The organism is Streptomyces olivochromogenes (assembly GCF_001514115.1).
Taxonomy (GTDB): Bacteria; Actinomycetota; Actinomycetes; order Streptomycetales; family Streptomycetaceae; genus Streptomyces; species Streptomyces olivochromogenes.
Genome location: NZ_KQ948452.1, coordinates 350,460 through 368,611, shown reverse-complemented (window position 1 = coordinate 368,611; position 18,152 = coordinate 350,460). Strand labels below are relative to the sequence as shown.

Genomic DNA, 18,152 nt, shown 5'->3' with positions numbered 1-18,152 from the left:
ATTACGGGGTCGTGTCGGGCGTCCATCCCAATGCCCATCAATTGAGACGGACCGCGCTCGATCGGGACGCGCTCCGGGCGGCCGTACGGCAGGTCCCCGCGGCCGTCCGGAGCGGGCGGGCAGGCCCTAGTCCACGTCGAGCCGGTCGCGGTCGATGGAGATCTTCACGCCGCCGTGCGTCTCGGTCGTGTCGCCCTTGTACTGGTGGACGCGCTGGTGGTCGGCCCACAGGTCCGCGGGGATCGTCGAGTCCGTGGTCGTCGACTCGCCGTTCCAGTGGGCGAAGTGGAGCACGTCGGGCAGGGTGACGCGGCTCTTGTTGGCCACGAGGTCGGTGACCAGGGACGAGGTGTTGCCGTAGACACCGGAGCGGTAGCCCAGTGCGTGCAGGCGCTCGGTGTAGGCGTCGAGGTACGACAGCACCCGGCTGGTGACGGTGGAGCCGCGGGTGTAGTGCTCCAGGTCGCTGTAGAGCACCGTGCCTTTGGGGAAGCCCAGCGTGGTCGCCTGCTTGACCACGTCGTCGGCGGCCTCGGTGCCCTGCGGCACGGGGTCGGTGATCGCCTCGCAGCCGCCACCGCAGCTGCTCCCGCCGGAGGAGGGCTGGCGGCCGACGTACAGCGGGATGAACCGCCAGCCGTTGGCGTACTGCGTCCGCAGCCAGGCGGCGGTAAGTCTGCTCTGGACGCAGGCGCGGTTGATCCCCCCGATGTAGACGCCGACGGCCCCGTAGTCGGAGTCGTCCCGCCAGGCGTCCATCGCCGTCTGGCCCGGCGCGGTGCAGGCGTCGAAGCCCTCGCCGCGGAAGGAGGTCGCGTCGGCGGGCAGCGGCGCCGCGGCGGGCACGCCCGCGCCCTCGTCGGTCCCCGCGGCGGCGTCCGGCAGACCGGCGTCGCGCAGGATGTCCTGGATCCTCGTACGGTCCTGCGCGTACGCGGCGGTCACGGCGATCCGGTCGGCGGTGACCCGGAACGTTCGGGCCGTGCGGTTCTCGCTGGCGGTGCGGCCCTTGATGACGGACGGCTGGATCAGGAGCGCCTCGGTACGTCCCCTCGCCCCCGCCGGACACTGCTGCTGGTCGCCGGGCGTGCCGAGGTACACGGCGTGCCGGTCGAAGCGGACACAGACGTCCGGGTGTTTCTCCAGGTCCACGATCGGCCAGGAGGCGGGGACGGTGAACTCGTGGCCGCGGTAGGTGACCTTGACGGTGTCGTCGGTCCCGGCCGCGCGTGCGGTGCCGAGCGGGCCGGCGGCGAGGGCCGCGGCGGCGGCGCACACGGTGAGCGTTCGGACGCCGCCTCGGCGGTGCCGGGGGGAACGGGCTGCGTACATGGTTCTCTCCTCGGTCGGGCTTCCTGAGCCATGCCATCCATGGCCGGTGACCGAGCGACAGGAACGCAGGGCGTGGACGGTTCACGCTGTTGCCCGCCCCTGACGTCGGGTAAGGTGCGGCGCATGTTCGCGCACTCGACCCAGAACTGGTGGTGGACCGCTCATCCGGCGGCCCACTGACTGCGCGTACGCAAGACTTCGCGAAGGCCGCCCGAGGGGCGGCCTTCGGTGTTTGCGGACACGGGCCGTTCCTCTCCGAGATTTCTTCAATCCGAGAGAAGGAACAGGACCGATGAACCTGCTCGACCTGCTGGACGATCCCCGCCCGTTCGCCCTGCTGCGGCGCCGCACCCCCGGTCACGATCACGACACCGTCGAGCTGCTGCTCGGACCGGTCAGCACCTGCGACCGCCTCGCCGACCTCCCCGGCGAGGGACTCGCGCTCGTCCCCTTCCGCCAGATCAGGGAGCGTGGCTTCGACGTCCGCGACGACGGCACGCCGCTCGCGGTGCTGACCCCCGAGGAGACGCACGTCCTGCCGCTGGAGCGGGCGCTGGCGGAGCTGCCGGCGCACGAGGTGCGTGTCACGGGCGGGGGCTTCGACGTCGCCGACGAGGAGTACGCGGGGATCGTCGGGCGCGTGCTGGAGGAGGAGATCGGACGCGGCGAGGGCGCGAACTTCGTGATCCGGCGTACGTACGAGGGCGCGATCCCGGGGTTCGGGCGGGCCGACGCGCTGGCCCTGTTCCGGCGGCTGCTGGTCGGTGAGCGGGGCGCGTACTGGACGTTCGTCGTGCACACCGGGGAGCGCACGCTTGTGGGCGCGAGCCCCGAGGTGCACGTGCGGATGTCGGGCGGGACCGTCGTGATGAACCCGATCAGCGGCACGTACCGCTATCCGGCCGGGGGGCCCAGCGCGGACGACCTGCTCGGCTTCCTCGCCGACGGCAAGGAGATCGAGGAGCTCTCGATGGTCGTCGACGAGGAGCTCAAAATGATGTGCACGGTCGGTGACATGGGCGGCGTGGTGATCGGTCCGCGGCTCAAGGAGATGGCCCACCTCGCGCACACCGAGTACGAGCTGCGGGGCCGGTCCTCCATGGATGTGCGCGAGGTCCTGAAGGAGACCATGTTCGCGGCGACCGTCACGGGGTCGCCGGTGCAGAACGCGTGCCGGGTGATCGAGCGGCACGAGGTCGGCGGGCGGGGCTACTACGCGGGTGCGCTGGCCCTCATCGGCCGCGACGCAGGCGGCGCCCAGACCCTCGACTCGCCCATCCTCATCCGGACCGCCGACATCGACGCGGACGGGCGGCTGCGGGTGCCGGTCGGCGCCACCCTCGTCCGGGGATCGGATCCGGCGGGCGAGGTCGCCGAGACGCACGCGAAGGCCGCGGGGGTGCTGGCGGCGCTGGGGGTCGTGGAGGCCGGGGCCCGCGCGGAGGGCGTACGGCCCAGGCTCGCCGACGATCCCCGGGTGCGGGCGGCGCTGGACGGGCGGCGGGCCTCGCTCGCGCCGTTCTGGCTGCGGATGCAGGAGCAGGCGCGTGAGCTGGAGGGCCATGCGCTGGTCGTGGACGCCGAGGACACCTTCACGGCGATGCTCGCGCATGTGCTGCGGTCCTCGGGACTCGAGGTGACCGTGCGGCGCTACGACGAACCGGGGCTGCGGGAGGCGGTGCGGGCGCACGAGGGGCCGCTGGTCCTGGGCCCCGGCCCGGGCGACCCCTTGAACCTGGACGATCCCAAGATGCGGTTCCTGCGGGAGCTCACCGCCGAGGTGATCGGGGGGCACGCGCACGGCGTGCTCGGCGTCTGTCTCGGGCACGAGCTGATCGCGGCGGAGCTGGGCCTGGAGATCGTACGCAAGGAGGTCCCGTACCAGGGCGCGCAGACGGAGATCGATCTCTTCGGGCGGGCCGAGACCGTCGGTTTCTACAACAGCTTCGTGGCGCACTGCGACGAGGAGACGGCGGCCGAGCTGTCGGCCCATGGCATCGAGGTCAGCCGCACCGACGGCGGTGAGGTGCACGCGCTGCGCGGGCCCGGGTTCGCGGGTGTGCAGTTCCACCCGGAGTCGGTACTGACGCTGAACGGGACGGCCGTCGTGCGGGAGCTGGTCGGTCGGCTGCGGGGCGCCGGCGCGCTGTCGGAGCGGCGGCCCTCCGTGTAGTCGTGGCAGCCGTGGTGGAGGACGCCGGCCGCACGGGTGTCGGGAGGCCCGTACGGCCGGCGGGATCGCGGGGAGGGGCGCCTCAGCCGAAGAAGACCCCGACCTCCTCGTACAGCTTCGGGTCGACCGTCTTCAGCTTGGCCGTGGCCTCCGCGATCGGGACCCGGACGATGTCCGTGCCGCGCAGGGCGACCATCTTGCCGAAGTCGCCGTCACGGACGGCCTCGATGGCGTGCAGCCCGAAGCGGGTGGCGAGCCAGCGGTCGAAGGCACTGGGGGTGCCGCCGCGCTGGATGTGCCCGAGGACCGTGGTGCGGGCCTCCTTGCCGGTGCGCTTCTCGATCTCCTTGGCCAGCCACTCGCCGACCCCGGAGAGGCGTACATGGCCGAAGGAGTCGAGGGACTCGTCCTTCAGGACCATCTGGCCGTCCTTGGGCATCGCACCCTCGGCGACGACCACGATCGGCGCGTACGAGGCCTTGAACCGCGAGGTCACATAGGCGCACACCTGGTCGACGTCGAAGCGCTGCTCGGGGATGAGGATGACGTTGGCGCCACCGGCCAGGCCCGAGTGGATGGCGATCCAGCCCGCATGACGGCCCATCACCTCGCAGACGAGGACGCGCATGTGCGACTCGGCGGTGGTGTGCAGGCGGTCGATCGCCTCGGTGGCGATGCCGACGGCGGTGTCGAAGCCGAAGGTGTAGTCGGTGGCGGACAGGTCGTTGTCGATGGTCTTCGGCACGCCGACGACGGGCACGCCGTACTCGTCGGTGAGGCGCGCGGCGACGCCGAGCGTGTCCTCGCCGCCGATCGCGATGAGCGCCTCGACCTCCTGCTTGGCGAGGTTCTCCTTGATGCGGCGGATGCCGTTCTCCTGCTTGAGCGGGTTCGTCCGCGAGGAGCCGAGGATGGTGCCACCGCGCGGCAGGATGCCGCGCACGGCGGGGATGTCCAGCCGCAGGGTGTCGTTCTCGAGAGGTCCGCGCCAGCCGTCCCGGAAGCCGACGAAGTCGTATCCGTACTCCTGTACGCCCTTGCGGACGATGCCCCGGATGACGGCGTTGAGTCCGGGGCAGTCGCCGCCTCCGGTCAGTACTCCGACCCGCATGGAAAAGTCCCTTCGCCGCGATTGCCTGAGGGGACTCACGCTAATAGTGATCCAGGTCACTTCGGCATGGGGCGGAAGGACAATTCCGGTGAATTGTGCGGGTGTTGATCACTCGCCTTCACTCGATGGTGGGTCAACCAGGGTTTACGCCGCCCACTCGTCGGGGTCTACGCCTCGTCGAGACCGCGCTCTATGGCGTAGCGCACCAGCTCGACCCGGTTGTGGAGCTGGAGCTTGCCCAGGGTGTTCTGCACATGGTTCTGGACCGTGCGGTGGGAGATGACCAGGCGCTCGGCGATCTGCTTGTAGCTCAGGCCCTTGGCGACCAGGCGCAACACCTCGGTCTCGCGGTCGGTGAGCTGCGGGGCCTTGGGCTCGTCGGCGCCCGCGGCGGGGGCGGGCTCGGAGGCCAGCCGGCGGTACTCGCCGAGGACCAGGCCCGCGAGGCCCGGCGTGAACACCGGGTCGCCGACGGCCGTACGGCGCACCGCGTCGATCAGCTCCTCCGTGGACGCCGACTTCAGCAGATAGCCGGTGGCGCCGGACTTCACCGCCTCCAGGACGTCCGCGTGCTCGCCGCTGGCCGACAGGACGAGGACGCGCAACGCCGGGTTGCCGCCGACCAGTTCCTTGCAGACCTGGACTCCGGGCTTGGCGGGCAGGTTCAGGTCGAGCACCAGGACGTCGGGCGCGGCGGCCCGCGCACGGCGCACCGCCTGCTCGCCGTCGCCCGCGGTGGCGACCACGGCGAAACCGGACGCGTCCAGGTCGCGGGCGACCGCGTCGCGCCACATGGGATGGTCGTCCACCACCATGACCTTGATCGGCCCCTGTCCCACCACGTCGGTGACCTCCGTCATCGCTGCTCCGCCTTCCCCCGTGAAACCCTGGAAACCTTCGGTACCCTCAGCTCGACCTCCGTGCCCTGGCCGGGCACCGAGATCAGTTCGGCCGCGCCGCCGAGGTCGCGCAGCCGGCCCCGGATCGACAGGGCCACACCGAGCCGCCCCTCCCCCTCGGCCTGGGCGAGCCGCCCCGCCGGGATGCCCGGGCCCTCGTCGCGTACGGTCACGATCACCTCGTCCGGCTCGTCCTCGACGAGGATCCAGGCCCGGGCGTCCTCTCCGACGTGCCCCCGGACATTGTCCAGGGCGGCACCGACGGCGGCGGCCAACTCCCGGGCGGCGGCCGGAGGGAGAGGAACCGGGGCGCCGGGCTCGGAGAAGGTCACGCGCGCGCTCGCGTACGGGGCCAGCAGGGCGCGCAGGTCGACAGGGCCCCGGGAGTCCTGGTCGTCGTCCGGTTCCTCGACGGCCCGTACGACCGCGCCGAGCGTGGCGTCCTCGGACACCCGCGAGACGGGCACCAGGCCGCCCGAGACCAGGGTGCGCAGCGCGACCTCCTGCTCGCCGGCCATCCGGCCCAGCTCCGCGGCCTCGCCGCCGAGCGCGGAGGCCCGCCGCTGCACCATGGCGAGGACCTGCAGGACACCGTCGTGGATGTCACGGGCGAGGCGCTCGCGCTCGCGGGTCGCGGCCTCGATCTCCAGTGCGCGGGCGAGGGTGAGCTCGGAGGCGCGGGCGACCTCGACGACGTATCCGATGGCGATGGAGGCGACCCAGACGAGGATCACGTTGTGGACCGTGTCGCGGGTGGGGGCACCGCGCTCGACGAGGTTGACGGCCGCGACGAGCGTCGAGGCGAAGGCCGCCCAGCGCCAGCCGCCCTTGATGGCGAAGGCCAGGACGGAGCCCGCGGTCCATATCGACGGGAGTGTGGGGCCGCCGGTCACCACGCGGTGGTGGGTGTCCGCGACGGGCGTGAGCATGATGCCGGTGAGCGCGATGGTCAGGTCGACGGCGAGGAAGCGCTTGGTGCAGCTCGCCGCGTTCGCCACCCTGGGCAGGGTGGCGAGCGTCCAGACGAACAGGACCGCGTAGTACCCGATGGCCACCCAGGGGTGGGCGAACTTGCGGAACGCGGTGGCGAAGAGCCCGATCGCGTACAGCATCGTCAGCACGCGGTAGGCGGTGAGCGCACGCCACAGCGGCTGCTCGACCGACATCCTCATGACTCTCTCGCGCTTGGCCATGTCCCCCACCCCCACCGTCCCCCGACGCAAGCGTCTAGGTGCCGGCCCGTCCTTCTTCGGTTTCGGCTTCGGCCGCCTTCGCGGCCTCCTTCTGCACCTGTTCGGCTTCCTTGAGCGCCTGCTTCTCGGCCTTCGCCGCGTCCGCGATCTGCCGCTTGGCAGCCGTCGCGTAGATGTCGACGTACTCCTGGCCGGAGAGCTTCATGATCTCGTACATGACCTCGTCGGTCACCGCGCGCAGCACGAAACGGTCGTGCTCCATGCCGTTGTAGCGGCTGAAGTCGAGCGGCTTGCCGATGCGGATGCCCGGGCGCATCAGCTTGGGCATCACCTTGCCCGGCGGCTGGATCTTCTCGGTGTCGATCATGGCGACCGGGATGACCGGGGCGCCGGTGGCGAGCGCCACGCGCGCGAGGCCACCCGGCTTGCCGCGGTACAGCCGCCCGTCGGGCGAGCGTGTGCCCTCCGGGTAGATGCCGAACAGCTCACCGCGCTCGATGACGTCGATGCCGCTCTTGACGGCCGCCTCGCCCGCGCCGCGCGCGCCGGAGCGGTCCACCGGGAGCTGGCCGACGCCCTTGAAGAAGGCGGCGGTCATCCGGCCCTTGACGCCGGGCGTCGTGAAGTACTCGGCCTTCGCGATGAAGGTCACCTTGCGGTCGAGGACCGCGGGCAGGAAGAACGAGTCCGAGAACGACAGGTGATTGCTTGCCAGGATGGCGGGGCCCTCGGCGGGAATGTTCTCGAGGCCTTCCACCCAGGGCCTGAAGGCAAGCTTCAGCGGCCCTCCGATGGAAAACTTCATGGCGCCGTAGATCAACCGAATGCCTCCTGTGTCGTCGGTCAGACCTTATCCCGGAGCACTGTCAAAGGCCTCGACGACCCTGGTCGGTGTCAGTGCCGTCGCGTACGGTGAAGTACGCCTCGCATTCCGCCCGTCTGATGAACAGGAGACCGAAGTGCCGGTCCTTCCTGGAGCCGAGCCGTTCCGCCACGAGGGCGGAGAGGTCGGTGTCCTTCTCTGTCACGGCTTCACCGGTTCCCCGCAGTCGCTGCGCCCCTGGGCGGAGTATCTCGCCGAGCGCGGTCTGACCGTCGCGCTGCCCCTGCTGCCCGGGCACGGCACGCGCTGGGAGGACATGCAGCTCACGGGCTGGCAGGACTGGTACGCGGAGGTGGACCGCGAGCTGCGCGCCCTGCGGGAGCGCTGCGCCCAGGTGTTCGTCTTCGGTCTGTCCATGGGCGCCGCGCTGACCCTGCGGCTCGCCGCGAAGCATGGGGACGAGGTGAGCGGCATCGTCGTCGTCAATCCGGCGAACAAGGTGCACGGGGCGGCGGCCCACGCCCTCCCGGTGCTCCGCCACCTCGTGCGGACGGTGAGCGGCATCACGAGCGACATCGCCAAGGAGGGCGTCGCGGAGGTGGGCTACGACCGGGTGCCCCTGCACGCCGCCCACTCCATGCGGAACTTCTACCGGATGGTCGACGGTGAACTGCCCCAGGTCACCCAGCCGATGCTGCTGCTGCACAGCCCTCAGGACCATGTGGTGCCGCCCGTCGACTCCGCCCGGATCCTGAGCCGGGTGTCGTCCACCGACGTGACGGAGATCCTGCTGGAACAGAGCTACCACGTGGCGACGTTGGACCATGACGCGGACCGGATCTTCGAGGAGAGCTACGCGTTCATCGCCCGGCTCGCGCCCAGTGTCGGCAAGCGGGCCGGCACGGGTCAGGTGGGTCAGCAGGAAGGGACGGCCACTGGTGGCTGAGCACGACGCGGAGCGCGGCGAGCCCGACGAGAAGGGCGTACCCGTCGGCGAGCCTCTCGGTGACGAGCAGGGTGTGCCGTTCGACGAGGACGCCGCGTGGCAGGCGATCGTCGCGGGGTACGGCGAGGAACCGCCGGATCCGCCCGGCGCGAAGCCGTTCAAGTCGATCGAGGACCTGGCGCTCCTCGACCCGGTGACGAACGACGCCCCGGGCGGCAAGGAAGCATCCGAGCGGCCCGAGAAGGGCAAGAAGAACGAGACCGGCGGGACCGTCGGGACGAGCGAGAAGGACGGGGCCGGGGACGAGGCCGGGGAGTCGCCCGCCGCGGCGAAGCCCCTCGGCGGCTCCGTCTCCTTCGCGCCCGGCGTCGGCGGTCCGCGCGACTACCAGGCGCCCGAGCCCTCCGAGGACGACTTCGACGGGGACGACGAGGGCCACTTCGTCCCCCCTGAGCCGCCCCCGCTGCCCACCGCGGACACCACGGCCAAGTTCGCCTGGCTCGCCGTCGTCGGTGGCCCGATCGTGCTCCTGCTGACCATCCTGCTCGGCTGGGACATGACGTGGTGGCTCGCCACGGTCGGCATCGGCGGTTTCCTGGGCGGCTTCGCCACCCTCGTGGCGCGCATGAAGCCCGACGACGAGGACGAGGACGATCCCGGGCGGGGCGCGGTGGTCTGACGCGGCCGGTTACGCGGCGGGCACTCTGAGGGCGGCCAGCACGGGCAGATGGTCCGTGGCCGCCCTCAGGTCCCTCTCCGTGACCCCGGGGTGGCCGTACGGGACCCCGCAGCCGAGGACCTCGATGCCGCGGGTGGCGAAGATCGCGTCGATGCGCTGGTGGGGGTCGGTGGGCGTCGAGGTGTACTCCGTGCCCCAGGGTGCGGTGGCCCAGCAGTCCTGGAGGTCGGCGGCGAGGCGGGTGAAGGTGGGGCCGTCGGGGCGTTCGTTCAGGTCGCCGCCTACGAGGGCGTGCGGGGTGCCGAGGGCGGCGAGGCGGTCGAGGAGCAGGCCGCTCTGCGTGTACCGCTCGTCCTTCTGGAGCGAGAGGTGGCAGCTCACCACGCCGAGCCGGGCGGCGCCGAAGCGGACGACGGCGGTGGCGAGGCCGCGGCGGTGCAGGCCGGGAGTGAGGGGCAGCAGGACGTCCTCGGTGCGTTCGACGGTGGCCCGCATCGAGCAGAGGAGCGCGGGGCCCGCGGCGGTCGCGCCGCCGGACAGGATCGTCTGACCGGACGCGGCCGCGAGCCGGGCCAGCTTCTTGCGCCAGCGGAAGAAGCGGGGGGCTTCCTGGACGAGGACCAGGTCGGGGGCGCAGGCGTGGATGACGCGGGCGAGGGCGGTGGTGTCGTCGCGCATCGAGCGGATGTTGTAGCTCAGGACGCGGATGACGGCGGAACCGTCGGGTTCGGTGCGGGAGCGGGGCAGCGGGGTCGTCGTCGCCATGTGGATCAACATACGTGGATGCGCCGCTGGGGGGAGCCGGAACGCTTGCGGTCGTTTGTCGACTGCGGGGTGGTGGGGGCTGGGCGCGCAGTTCCCACCACCCCTGAAGCACCCCGCCCGCCGTGCCCCTGAAGGGCGCGGCGGGCGGGGTCCTACGACTGCACACGCGGCGTTACATGATCGGGTCGGGCTCCCTGGCCAGGTCCGCCGCGCCCACCAGGCCCGCTTCGTTGCCGAGCTGGGCGGCGATCACCTCGGCCACGGGGCGCCAGTTGCCGCCGACGAGCCAGCGCTTGTACGACTTACGGATGGGGTCGAGGACCAGCTCGCCCTCGTCCGAGAGACCGCCGCCGACGATGAAGGCGGAGGGGTCGAAGAGCGAGGCCAGGTCGGCGAGGCCGGCGCCGGCCCAGCGGGCCAGCTCGCGGTAGGAGTCCACCGCCACCGGGTCACCCTGGCGAGCGGCCACCGAGATGTGCTTGCCCTCGATGCCGTCGGGGGTGCCGTTGCCCAGCGCGAGCAGGATCTCCGCGTTCTCGGGGGTGGCGTTGGCCCGCTGCTTGGCGTAGCGGACGAGGGCGCGCCCGGAGGCGTACTGCTCCCAGCAGCCCTGCGAGCCGCAGCCGCACAGCAGACCGTCCGGCACCATGCGGATGTGGCCGAACTCGGCGGCCACGCCGAAGTGCCCGCGGCGCAGTTTGTTGCCGATGATGATGCCGCCGCCCAGGCCCGTGCCCAGGGTGATGCAGATGACGTTCCGGTGGCCCTTGCCCGCGCCGAACTTGTACTCGCCCCACGCCGCCGCGTTCGCGTCGTTCTCGACGACGACGGGCAGCCCCACGCGCGCCTCGACCTCGGCCTTGAGCGGCTCCTGCCGCCAGTCGATGTTGGGCGCGAAATACACGGTCGAGCGCTGGCGGTTCACGTATCCGGCGGCACCGATGCCCACGCCGACGATGTCGTGACCTGCGCGCGCGCCCTCCACTGCGGCGGCGATGGCGTCCACAATGGCCTGCGGCGTGGTGGGGGTCGGCACCTTGTGCGTCGAGAGGATGTTGCCTTCCTCGTCGACCACACCGGCCGCGATCTTCGTGCCGCCGATATCGACGCCGATGGTGAGTCCCATGAATCCCTCAGTTTCGGTCGAGCCCCGCTACGGCCAACCGTACCCGAGCAGCCTTTAGTCCAAATCAATCCGCTCCCCCGGACCGGTCCCCTCGTCGCGGGGGCCACGCTCCCGGGTGGTCCAGCGTCGCTCCTGGGCCTCGACGGCCGAGCGGTAGGCGGCGAGCAGCTCGTTGCCCGCGGCCGCGAGGTGATCGAAGACATCGGGGTTGCGCTCTATGACCGGTTCGACGGCGGCCTTGGCCTGCTGTACGACCTGGTTGACCATCTGCTGGGCGGTGCCGGAGGCGACCGCGCCGAACAGCGGCGAGTTCAGTCCGGACAGCTTGTCGGCGACCGCGTCGACCAGCTTGCGCAGTTCCTCTGCGGCCGAGCCGGGCGGCGGACCGTACTGGGCGCGGCGGCGGGCCTTCTCCGCCGCGAGGTCCTCGGCGCACGCCTTCGCCCAGGCGTCGGCGTCGCTCGCGCGCGCTTCGTCGTTCGCCTCCTGAGCGGCGTCGGACGTGGGGCGCTCTTCGCTCATGGCGGACTCCTGCCTATGGTTCTTCCTTTCGACGGTACCCGAACGGGGGTACGCCGTTCACCGTGTCCGGGGCCACAGATCCGGGTCCGGCGCGAAACGCACCCTGAGTTCCCCCTCGCGCAGGGCGGCGCCGGCCACGGTGCAGCGGCGCAGCGCGGACGGCAGCGGCACGATCCTGCGGAACTGGCCCACGGTGACGACGAGTTCGTCGCCCCGGCGGATCAGGTCCAGTTCCTCGCGTATCGCGCCGGGCAGCGGGATGTGCCATACGAGGACGCCGTCGTCGGCGAGGTGGTCGAGAACGGGCCACTCGACCGGGACGGGCGCCCGGTTGACGCCGGGCACGGGGAGCGCGCCGAGGTCGTCGGTGCCGCGCGGGTCGCGGCCGAGGTGCGCGACCTCGTGGACGGTGTACGTCTCCTGCCACTCGTCCAGCGCCTTGCGCTGCTGGGCGGCGAGGGCGCCCAGCCAGGCGTCCGCACTGGCGGCGGGCAGTACCCGGTTCGCGACCAGCGCGTCGACGCGCAGCCCGTGCAGGGCGAGGGCGGTGGTGGCGGCGTGTACGGCGTCGGTGCCGGCCGGGCCCGGTTCGGCGACCAGCCGTACGGTCGTGGCGCGGTCCTCGACGACCGCCGCGACGGCGGCCAGTTCGATGTCCCAGCGTGCCGCCGTCTCGTACAGCCACTCGGCGGGCATCGGGACGCCCGCGAGGCGGCCGAGGACGGGGCGCAGGGCGCGGGCCGCCTGGCGCTCCGGCGGGAGCAGTCGGCGCAGATAGCGGCGCAGCTCCTCCGGGAGGGCGAGGAGGGCGAGTGCCTGTGGGGTCGGCGGGAGGTCCACGACCAGCAGGTCGTACGTCTCCGAGGTCGCCGCGTCACGCAGGGCGCGCAGCAGGGCGAGTTCCTCGGCGCCGGGCAGGGGGGTGAGTTCCTCGGCGTCCAGGCGGGCGGCGCCGAGCAGGTCCAGGGCGGTGGTCGCGCGGTCCTGGAAGGCGGTGAGGTCCGCACGGAAGCGGGCGTTCGCGTCGGGGCGCCAGGTCGTGAGGTGGGGCGCGGTGTCGGTGGGTTCCGTGCCGGTGGGTACGCCGAGGACGGCGCCGAGGGTGTCGGTGCGGTCGGCGGTGAGCAGGAGGGTGCGGGTGCCCTCGCGGGCGGCCTTCAGCGCGGTGGCCGCCGCGACCGTCGTACGGCCCGTGCCGCCCTGGCCTGTGATCAGGATGGTGCGCATTGCATGAACGCTACCTGCGTCGAGCGCCCTCGCCGTCCCTGCCCCGTCCCCTCCTCGGCCCGGGGGCTCCGCCCCGCGCCCCCGAGGGGCGGGGCGGAGCGGGATCAGCCCGCCTCGCCCGACTCCACTCGCTTCTTCAGACCTGCCAGCGCCCGGTCGATGATGACCTTCTCTGCCTTGCGCTTGATCATGCCCAGCATGGGGATCTTGACGTCGACCGTGAGCCGGTAGGTGACCTCGGTGGCGCCGGCGCCCGCGGGCTTGAGGATGTACGAGCCGTCCAGGGAGCGGAGCATCTGGGACTTGACCAGGGTCCAGGAGACCTCGTGGTCGCCGGTCCAGGTGTACCCGAGGGTCTGGTCGTCCTTGATCGCACCGGCGTCCATGACGAGACGTACCTGCTCGGCGCGGCCCTGCCCGTCCGTGGCGAGTACCTCCGCCTCCTTCACCTCTCCCGTCCAGTCCGGGTAGCGGGCGAAGTCGGCGATGACCGCCATGACATCAGCCGGTGCCGCCTCGATCGTGATGCTCGAGCTGGTGTGTTCCGCCATCGCGGTGGCTCCTCCAGATGCGGTCCGGTGAGGGAGGGTGGTACGCACGTGTGTGCAGCGTGAAGGCTACCGCGCGCCCGCCGAACCATCGCCACCCCACCTGGCGTTCACCACTCCAGGACCCACGGGCGGCCCGACGCCGCGAAGTGGCCGACGTTCACGCACTCGGTCGTCCCGATCCGCATCCGGCGCGCGAGCGGCTGGTGGACATGGCCGAAGAGGGAGTAACGGGGACGGATGCGGCGGATCGCGTCGAGGAGGGCACGGGAGCCGCGCTCGAAGCGGCGCGCCACCGTGTCGTAGACCAGCTCCGGTACGTCCGGCGGGATGTGCGTGCACAGCACGTCGACCTCGCCGACCGCCTCGATCTTCGCCGCGTACTCCTCGTCGTCGATCTCGTAGGGCGTCCGCATGGGGCTGCGCAGCCCCCCGCCGACGAAGCCGAAGACCCGGCCGCCGATCTCCACCCGCTCACCGTCGAGGACCGTCGTGCCGGGTCCGGCGTACTCCGCCCACAACGGGGGCATGTCGACATTGCCGTAGGTCGCGTACGTCGGTGTCGGGAACGCGGCGAACAGCTCGGCGTACTGCTTGCGCACCGCCTTCTCGATGGCCACGGAATGGTCCATCCCGATGCCGTCCCACAGCCGCCGCCCGAACTCCCGCGCCTCGGCGAAGCGGCGGGCGGTGCGCAGCTCGACGAGCCGGTCGGCGTTCTCGGCGCCGAAGAGGTCGGGGAAGATGCCACGCGCGTGGTCGGCGTAGTCGAGGAAGAGCACCAGGTCACCGAGGCACAGCAGGGCGTCCGCGCCGTCGCCGGCCCGGGCCAGGTCGCGCGCGTTGCCGTGCACGTCACTGACCACATGAATGCGCGTTCTGCGGTTACCGCCTGGTGTGGGTGCCATGACGATCAAGCGTAGGCGTGTGCGGCAAACGTGAATAGAGGCGGTCGGACCTGCGGTTACTGGCATGGCAAGAAGAGCGTGGACTACTGTGCGTGAAGGAACGCCATCGGGTGCGACGCGCCAACCTGTGTGACGCAGGGAACATCTCGGCAGGACCCCCTATCGAAAAAGCCGTACCGATGGGTAACGTCCGGGCAGTCCAGTCGTACTCAGGATTTCAACAATGATGTTCCTGGGTACCTGCCCGAGCCTTGGACCGCTCCGTCGCATCACACACCGTCGTGGCGTCGGCGCCCTATGAGGAGCAGCAGTCTTGCGCGAGTTCAGCCTTCCGGCTTTGTACGAGGTCCCTGCGGACGGAAACCTGACCGACATCGTCCGCAGAAACGCCGCGCAGCATCCCGACGTCGCTGTCATCGCCCGCAAGGTGGGCGGCACGTGGACGGACGTCACCGCCACCACCTTCCTTGCCGAGGTGCGGTCCGCGGCCAAGGGTCTGATCGCCTCGGGCGTACAGCCCGGCGACCGGGTCGCCCTGATGTCCCGTACCCGCTACGAGTGGACACTGCTCGACTTCGCGATCTGGAGCGCGGGCGCGATCACCGTGCCGGTGTACGAGACCAGCTCGGCCGAGCAGGTGCAGTGGATACTCGGCGACTCGGGCGCGACTGCCTGCATCGTCGAGCTGGACACGCACGCGGCCTCCGTGGAGTCGGTGCGCGACCGGCTGCCCGCCCTCAAGCACGTCTGGCAGATCGAGGCCGGCGGGGTGGAGGAACTGGGGCGCGCGGGCCAGGACGTCAGCGACGCCACCGTCGAGGAGCGCAGCTCGCTCGCCAAGGCGGACGACCCGGCGACCATCGTCTACACGAGCGGTACGACCGGCCGTCCCAAGGGCTGTGTCCTCACCCACCGCGCCTTCTTCGCGGAGTGCGGCAACATCGTGGAGCGGCTGCGCCCCCTGTTCCGTACGGGCGAGTGTTCCGTCCTCCTCTTCCTGCCGCTCGCGCACGTCTTCGGACGGCTGGTGCAGGTCGCGCCGATGATGGCGCCGATCAAGCTGGGCTGTGTCCCCGACATCAAGCACCTCACCGACGAGCTGGCCGCGTTCCGGCCGACGCTGATCCTCGGTGTGCCGCGGGTCTTCGAGAAGGTCTACAACTCGGCGCGCGCCAAGGCGCAGGCGGACGGCAAGGGCAAGATCTTCGACAAGGCGGCGGACACGGCGATCGCCTACAGCCGCGCCCTGGACACCCCTTCCGGCCCGTCGCTCGGCCTGAAGATCAAGTACAAGACGTTCGACAAGCTCGTCTACAGCAAGCTGCGCGCGGTGCTGGGCGGTCGCGGTGAGTACGCGATCTCCGGCGGCGCCCCGCTCGGCGAGCGTCTGGGCCACTTCTTCCGCGGCATCGGCTTCACGGTCCTGGAGGGCTACGGCCTCACCGAGTCCTGCGCGGCCACCGCCTTCAACCCCTGGGACCGTACGAAGATCGGTACGGTCGGCCAGCCGCTGCCCGGCTCCGTGATCCGGATCGCCGACGACGGCGAGGTGCTGCTGCACGGCGAGCACCTGTTCAAGGAGTACTGGAACAACGAGGCCGCGACCGCCGAGGCGCTCGCGGACGGCTGGTTCCACACGGGTGACATCGGCACCCTCGACGAGGACGGCTACCTCCGTATCACCGGCCGCAAGAAGGAGATCATCGTCACCGCGGGCGGCAAGAACGTCGCGCCGGCCGTGATCGAGGACCGCATCCGCGCGCACGCGCTGGTCGCGGAGTGCATGGTGGTCGGCGACGGGCGTCCGTTCATCGGCGCGCTGGTCACCGTCGACGAGGAGTTCCTGGGCCGCTGGGCCGAGGAGCACGGCAAGCCGGCGGGTTCCACCGCGGCGTCGCTGCGCGAGGACCCGGATCTGATCGCGGCGATCCAGGACGCGGTCGACGACGGCAACGCCGCGGTGTCGAAGGCGGAATCGGTGCGGAAGTTCCGCATTCTGTCCTCCCAGTTCTCGGAGGAGTCGGGCCACCTCACGCCGTCCCTGAAGCTCAAGCGCAACGTGGTGGCGAAGGACTACGCGGACGAGATCGAGGCCATCTACCGGGGCTGACGGCCCGACCGGGCGGTTCTCATGGCGCGGTGTCCTCGGCGAGGATCCGCGCCATTCCGCGTTCCGCGAGCGCGGTGATCGTGACGAACGGGTTCACACCGATCGAGCCCGGCACGAGCGAGCCGTCGGTGATGTAGAGGTGCGGGTACCCCTTGACTCGGCCGTAGTTGTCCGTGGCCTTGCCCAGCACACAGCCGCCCAGCGGGTGGTAGCAGAAGTCGTCGGCGAAGGTCTTGTTGTTGCCGAAGAGGTCGTAGCGGTAGATCGTGGCGTTGGCCGAGTTGATCCGGTCGAAGAGTTTCTTGGCCATGCTCACCGAGACCGCGCTCTGAGCGGCGGTCCAGCCGAGCTTCGCGGAGTCCGTGGTGGCGTCGTAGGTGAAGGACGCGCGCTCCGGGTTCTTGGTGATCGCCAGGTAGAGGCTGATCCAGTGTTCCAACCCCATGGGCAGCGGGGCGATTTCGGCGAAGACGGGGTTGGCGGTGTTGGCCCAGTCGTCGATGCCCATGACCGGCATCGTCGACTGGTTCGCCCCGACCGTGTCCCAGATGTGGTTGGCGCGGCCCGTCATCACGTTGCCGTTCGTGCCCCAGCCGGTGCCGACGCTCGCGTCCAGGGCCGGCAGTGTGCCCGTCTCCCGGGCCCGGACGAGGAGTTCGGTGGTGCCGAGGCTGCCGCCGCCCAGGAAGAGGTACGTACAGCTGTACTGCTTGGTCTCCACGACCGCGCCGGTGGTGTCGATCCGGTCGGCGGTCAGGGTGTACGTGCCGTCCGTGGCCCTGCTGATCGCCCGGACCTTCTCCAGGGTGTGGATGGTGACGTTGCCGGTGCCGAGCGCTGCCGCGAGGTAGGTCTTGTCGAGGCTCTTCTTGCCGTAGTTGTTGCCGTAGATGACCTCGGCCGCGAGTGCGGACTTGGTGGCGGTGCCGGCCGCCTCGCGCTGCATGTAGGTGAAGTCGTAGACGTTCGGGACGAAGGTCGTCTTCAGACCGGCGTTGGCGGCGGCCTTGCGGGAGGTGCGGGTGAACCGGTACCACTCCGTGGACTCGAACCAGGTGGGGTCGACCGTGTTGACGCCGAGCATGGTGCGGGCCCGCGGGAAGTAGGTGTTGTACATCTCGGTGGCGTCGACCGTGGGGAACTGCTCGGCGAAGTAGGACTGGAGGGGCGTGACGGCCATTCCGCCGTTGACCAGCGAGCCGCCGCCGACGCCTCGGCCGACGTAGACCGACATGTTGTCGTAGTGGACCCGGTCCAGGACTCCCGGGTAGAGGCCGATGTCCTTGTTGACGACGTCCAGCCACAGGAAGGTGGCGAGCGGGGCCTCGGTGCGGGTGCGGAACCACATCGAGCGCTCGTCGGGGGCGGCGGTGGAACAGAAGACCTTGCCGTCGGAGCCGGCGGTGTTCCAGAGCTTGCCCATCTCTATGACGAGGGTGCGGATGCCGGCCTGGCCGAGGCGGAGGGCGGCCACGGCGGCGCCGTAGCCCGATCCGATGACGATGGCGGGCGCGGTGTCGACTGCGGCGGGCTCTGCCGCGTGGGCGGACTGGAGACCTACGCGGGTGAGGCCGGCGGCGGCGGCCGTCTGGAGGGCGACCATGCCCAGGATCTGGCGTCTCGTCAGGTGACGGTTTGTCAGCTGACGGTTACTCATCTGATGATGAGTCAGTTTTTCTGTCATGAGCGCAGCATCGGCGGATTATTTGCTTCCGCCTAGGGTTTTTGCCGGGATTTCAGTGGGCCTCGCGGCGAGTGGGGAGAGTGCGGGGTGTTTGTGACCGGTCGCG

The 18,152-nt window shown here is 70.9% G+C and carries 17 protein-coding genes; 5 read left to right on the top strand and 12 right to left on the bottom strand.

Translation table 11 applies throughout. The features are described from left to right. Positions 1-126: 126 nt before the first annotated feature. Positions 127-1,332 carry a glycoside hydrolase domain-containing protein gene (locus tag AQJ27_RS07590; RefSeq protein WP_067363649.1) on the bottom strand — a complete coding sequence of 402 codons (1,206 nt, stop codon included), beginning with the start codon at positions 1,330-1,332 and terminating at the stop codon, positions 127-129. A 30-nt stretch (positions 1,333-1,362) separates the two neighbouring features. Here AQJ27_RS07590 and AQJ27_RS60780 point away from each other — a divergent pair, with 30 nt between their 5' ends. Together AQJ27_RS60780 and AQJ27_RS07585 are read left to right on the top strand one after the other, a co-directional pair. Beyond that, on the top strand, positions 1,363-1,512 hold the full coding sequence (locus tag AQJ27_RS60780; protein ID WP_079064855.1) for a trp operon leader peptide: 150 nt from the start codon (positions 1,363-1,365) through the stop codon (positions 1,510-1,512). A 112-nt stretch (positions 1,513-1,624) separates the two neighbouring features. Continuing rightward, positions 1,625-3,505 (top strand): anthranilate synthase family protein, encoded by a 1,881-nt coding sequence (locus AQJ27_RS07585; protein ID WP_067363648.1) that lies wholly within the window; start codon positions 1,625-1,627, stop codon positions 3,503-3,505. An 82-nt stretch (positions 3,506-3,587) separates the two neighbouring features. On the opposite strand, the gene AQJ27_RS07580 is transcribed toward AQJ27_RS07585, so the two are convergent. From AQJ27_RS07580 to AQJ27_RS07565, 4 genes are all read right to left on the bottom strand, one after another. Further along, positions 3,588-4,616 (bottom strand): 6-phosphofructokinase, encoded by a 1,029-nt coding sequence (locus tag AQJ27_RS07580; RefSeq protein WP_067363646.1) that lies wholly within the window; start codon positions 4,614-4,616, stop codon positions 3,588-3,590. A gap of 167 nt (positions 4,617-4,783) precedes the next feature. After that, positions 4,784-5,431: a response regulator gene (locus AQJ27_RS07575; protein ID WP_096239823.1), complete on the bottom strand. Its 648-nt coding sequence runs from the start codon at positions 5,429-5,431 to the stop codon at positions 4,784-4,786. Between the two features lie 41 nt (positions 5,432-5,472). After that, positions 5,473-6,708, bottom strand: a complete 1,236-nt coding sequence (macS, locus tag AQJ27_RS07570) for a MacS family sensor histidine kinase (RefSeq protein WP_079064854.1) — start codon at positions 6,706-6,708, stop codon at positions 5,473-5,475. Between the two features lie 34 nt (positions 6,709-6,742). Further along, positions 6,743-7,513: a lysophospholipid acyltransferase family protein gene (locus tag AQJ27_RS07565; RefSeq protein ID WP_235613501.1), complete on the bottom strand. Its 771-nt coding sequence runs from the start codon at positions 7,511-7,513 to the stop codon at positions 6,743-6,745. 154 nt (positions 7,514-7,667) lie between these two features. On the opposite strand from AQJ27_RS07565, the gene AQJ27_RS07560 reads away from it, so the two are divergent. Beyond that, the gene (locus AQJ27_RS07560; RefSeq protein WP_067363637.1) at positions 7,668-8,477 is read left to right on the top strand and encodes an alpha/beta hydrolase; all 810 of its coding nucleotides are present in this window, start codon (positions 7,668-7,670) and stop codon (positions 8,475-8,477) included. Beyond that, positions 8,470-9,156, top strand: a complete 687-nt coding sequence (locus tag AQJ27_RS07555; protein WP_067363633.1) for a hypothetical protein — start codon at positions 8,470-8,472, stop codon at positions 9,154-9,156. Before AQJ27_RS07560 ends, AQJ27_RS07555 begins: the two co-directional genes overlap by 8 nt. A gap of 9 nt (positions 9,157-9,165) precedes the next feature. Here AQJ27_RS07555 and AQJ27_RS07550 read toward each other — a convergent pair whose 3' ends face one another. From AQJ27_RS07550 to AQJ27_RS07525, 6 genes are all read right to left on the bottom strand, one after another. Continuing rightward, a complete protein-coding gene (locus AQJ27_RS07550) occupies positions 9,166-9,921 on the bottom strand; it encodes an endonuclease/exonuclease/phosphatase family protein (protein ID WP_067363630.1) in 756 nt (251 codons plus the stop codon). Between the two features lie 172 nt (positions 9,922-10,093). Continuing rightward, a complete protein-coding gene (locus AQJ27_RS07545; protein WP_054231531.1) occupies positions 10,094-11,047 on the bottom strand; it encodes an ROK family glucokinase in 954 nt (317 codons plus the stop codon). 54 nt (positions 11,048-11,101) lie between these two features. Further along, positions 11,102-11,569, bottom strand: a complete 468-nt coding sequence (locus tag AQJ27_RS07540) for a DUF5304 domain-containing protein (protein WP_067363627.1) — start codon at positions 11,567-11,569, stop codon at positions 11,102-11,104. Between the two features lie 57 nt (positions 11,570-11,626). Further along, complete coding sequence (locus tag AQJ27_RS07535) at positions 11,627-12,796, bottom strand: ArsA family ATPase (RefSeq protein ID WP_067363624.1); 1,170 nt, start codon at positions 12,794-12,796, stop codon at positions 11,627-11,629. 104 nt (positions 12,797-12,900) lie between these two features. After that, positions 12,901-13,347 carry an SRPBCC family protein gene (locus tag AQJ27_RS07530; protein ID WP_054231534.1) on the bottom strand — a complete coding sequence of 149 codons (447 nt, stop codon included), beginning with the start codon at positions 13,345-13,347 and terminating at the stop codon, positions 12,901-12,903. A gap of 107 nt (positions 13,348-13,454) precedes the next feature. Next, positions 13,455-14,252 (bottom strand): metallophosphoesterase family protein, encoded by a 798-nt coding sequence (locus tag AQJ27_RS07525; protein WP_079064853.1) that lies wholly within the window; start codon positions 14,250-14,252, stop codon positions 13,455-13,457. A gap of 313 nt (positions 14,253-14,565) precedes the next feature. Here AQJ27_RS07525 and AQJ27_RS07520 point away from each other — a divergent pair, with 313 nt between their 5' ends. Next, positions 14,566-16,362 (top strand): AMP-dependent synthetase/ligase, encoded by a 1,797-nt coding sequence (locus AQJ27_RS07520; RefSeq protein WP_067363618.1) that lies wholly within the window; start codon positions 14,566-14,568, stop codon positions 16,360-16,362. 19 nt (positions 16,363-16,381) lie between these two features. Here AQJ27_RS07520 and AQJ27_RS07515 read toward each other — a convergent pair whose 3' ends face one another. After that, a complete protein-coding gene (locus AQJ27_RS07515) occupies positions 16,382-18,019 on the bottom strand; it encodes a GMC oxidoreductase (RefSeq protein WP_483027178.1) in 1,638 nt (545 codons plus the stop codon). Positions 18,020-18,152: the final 133 nt, after the last annotated feature.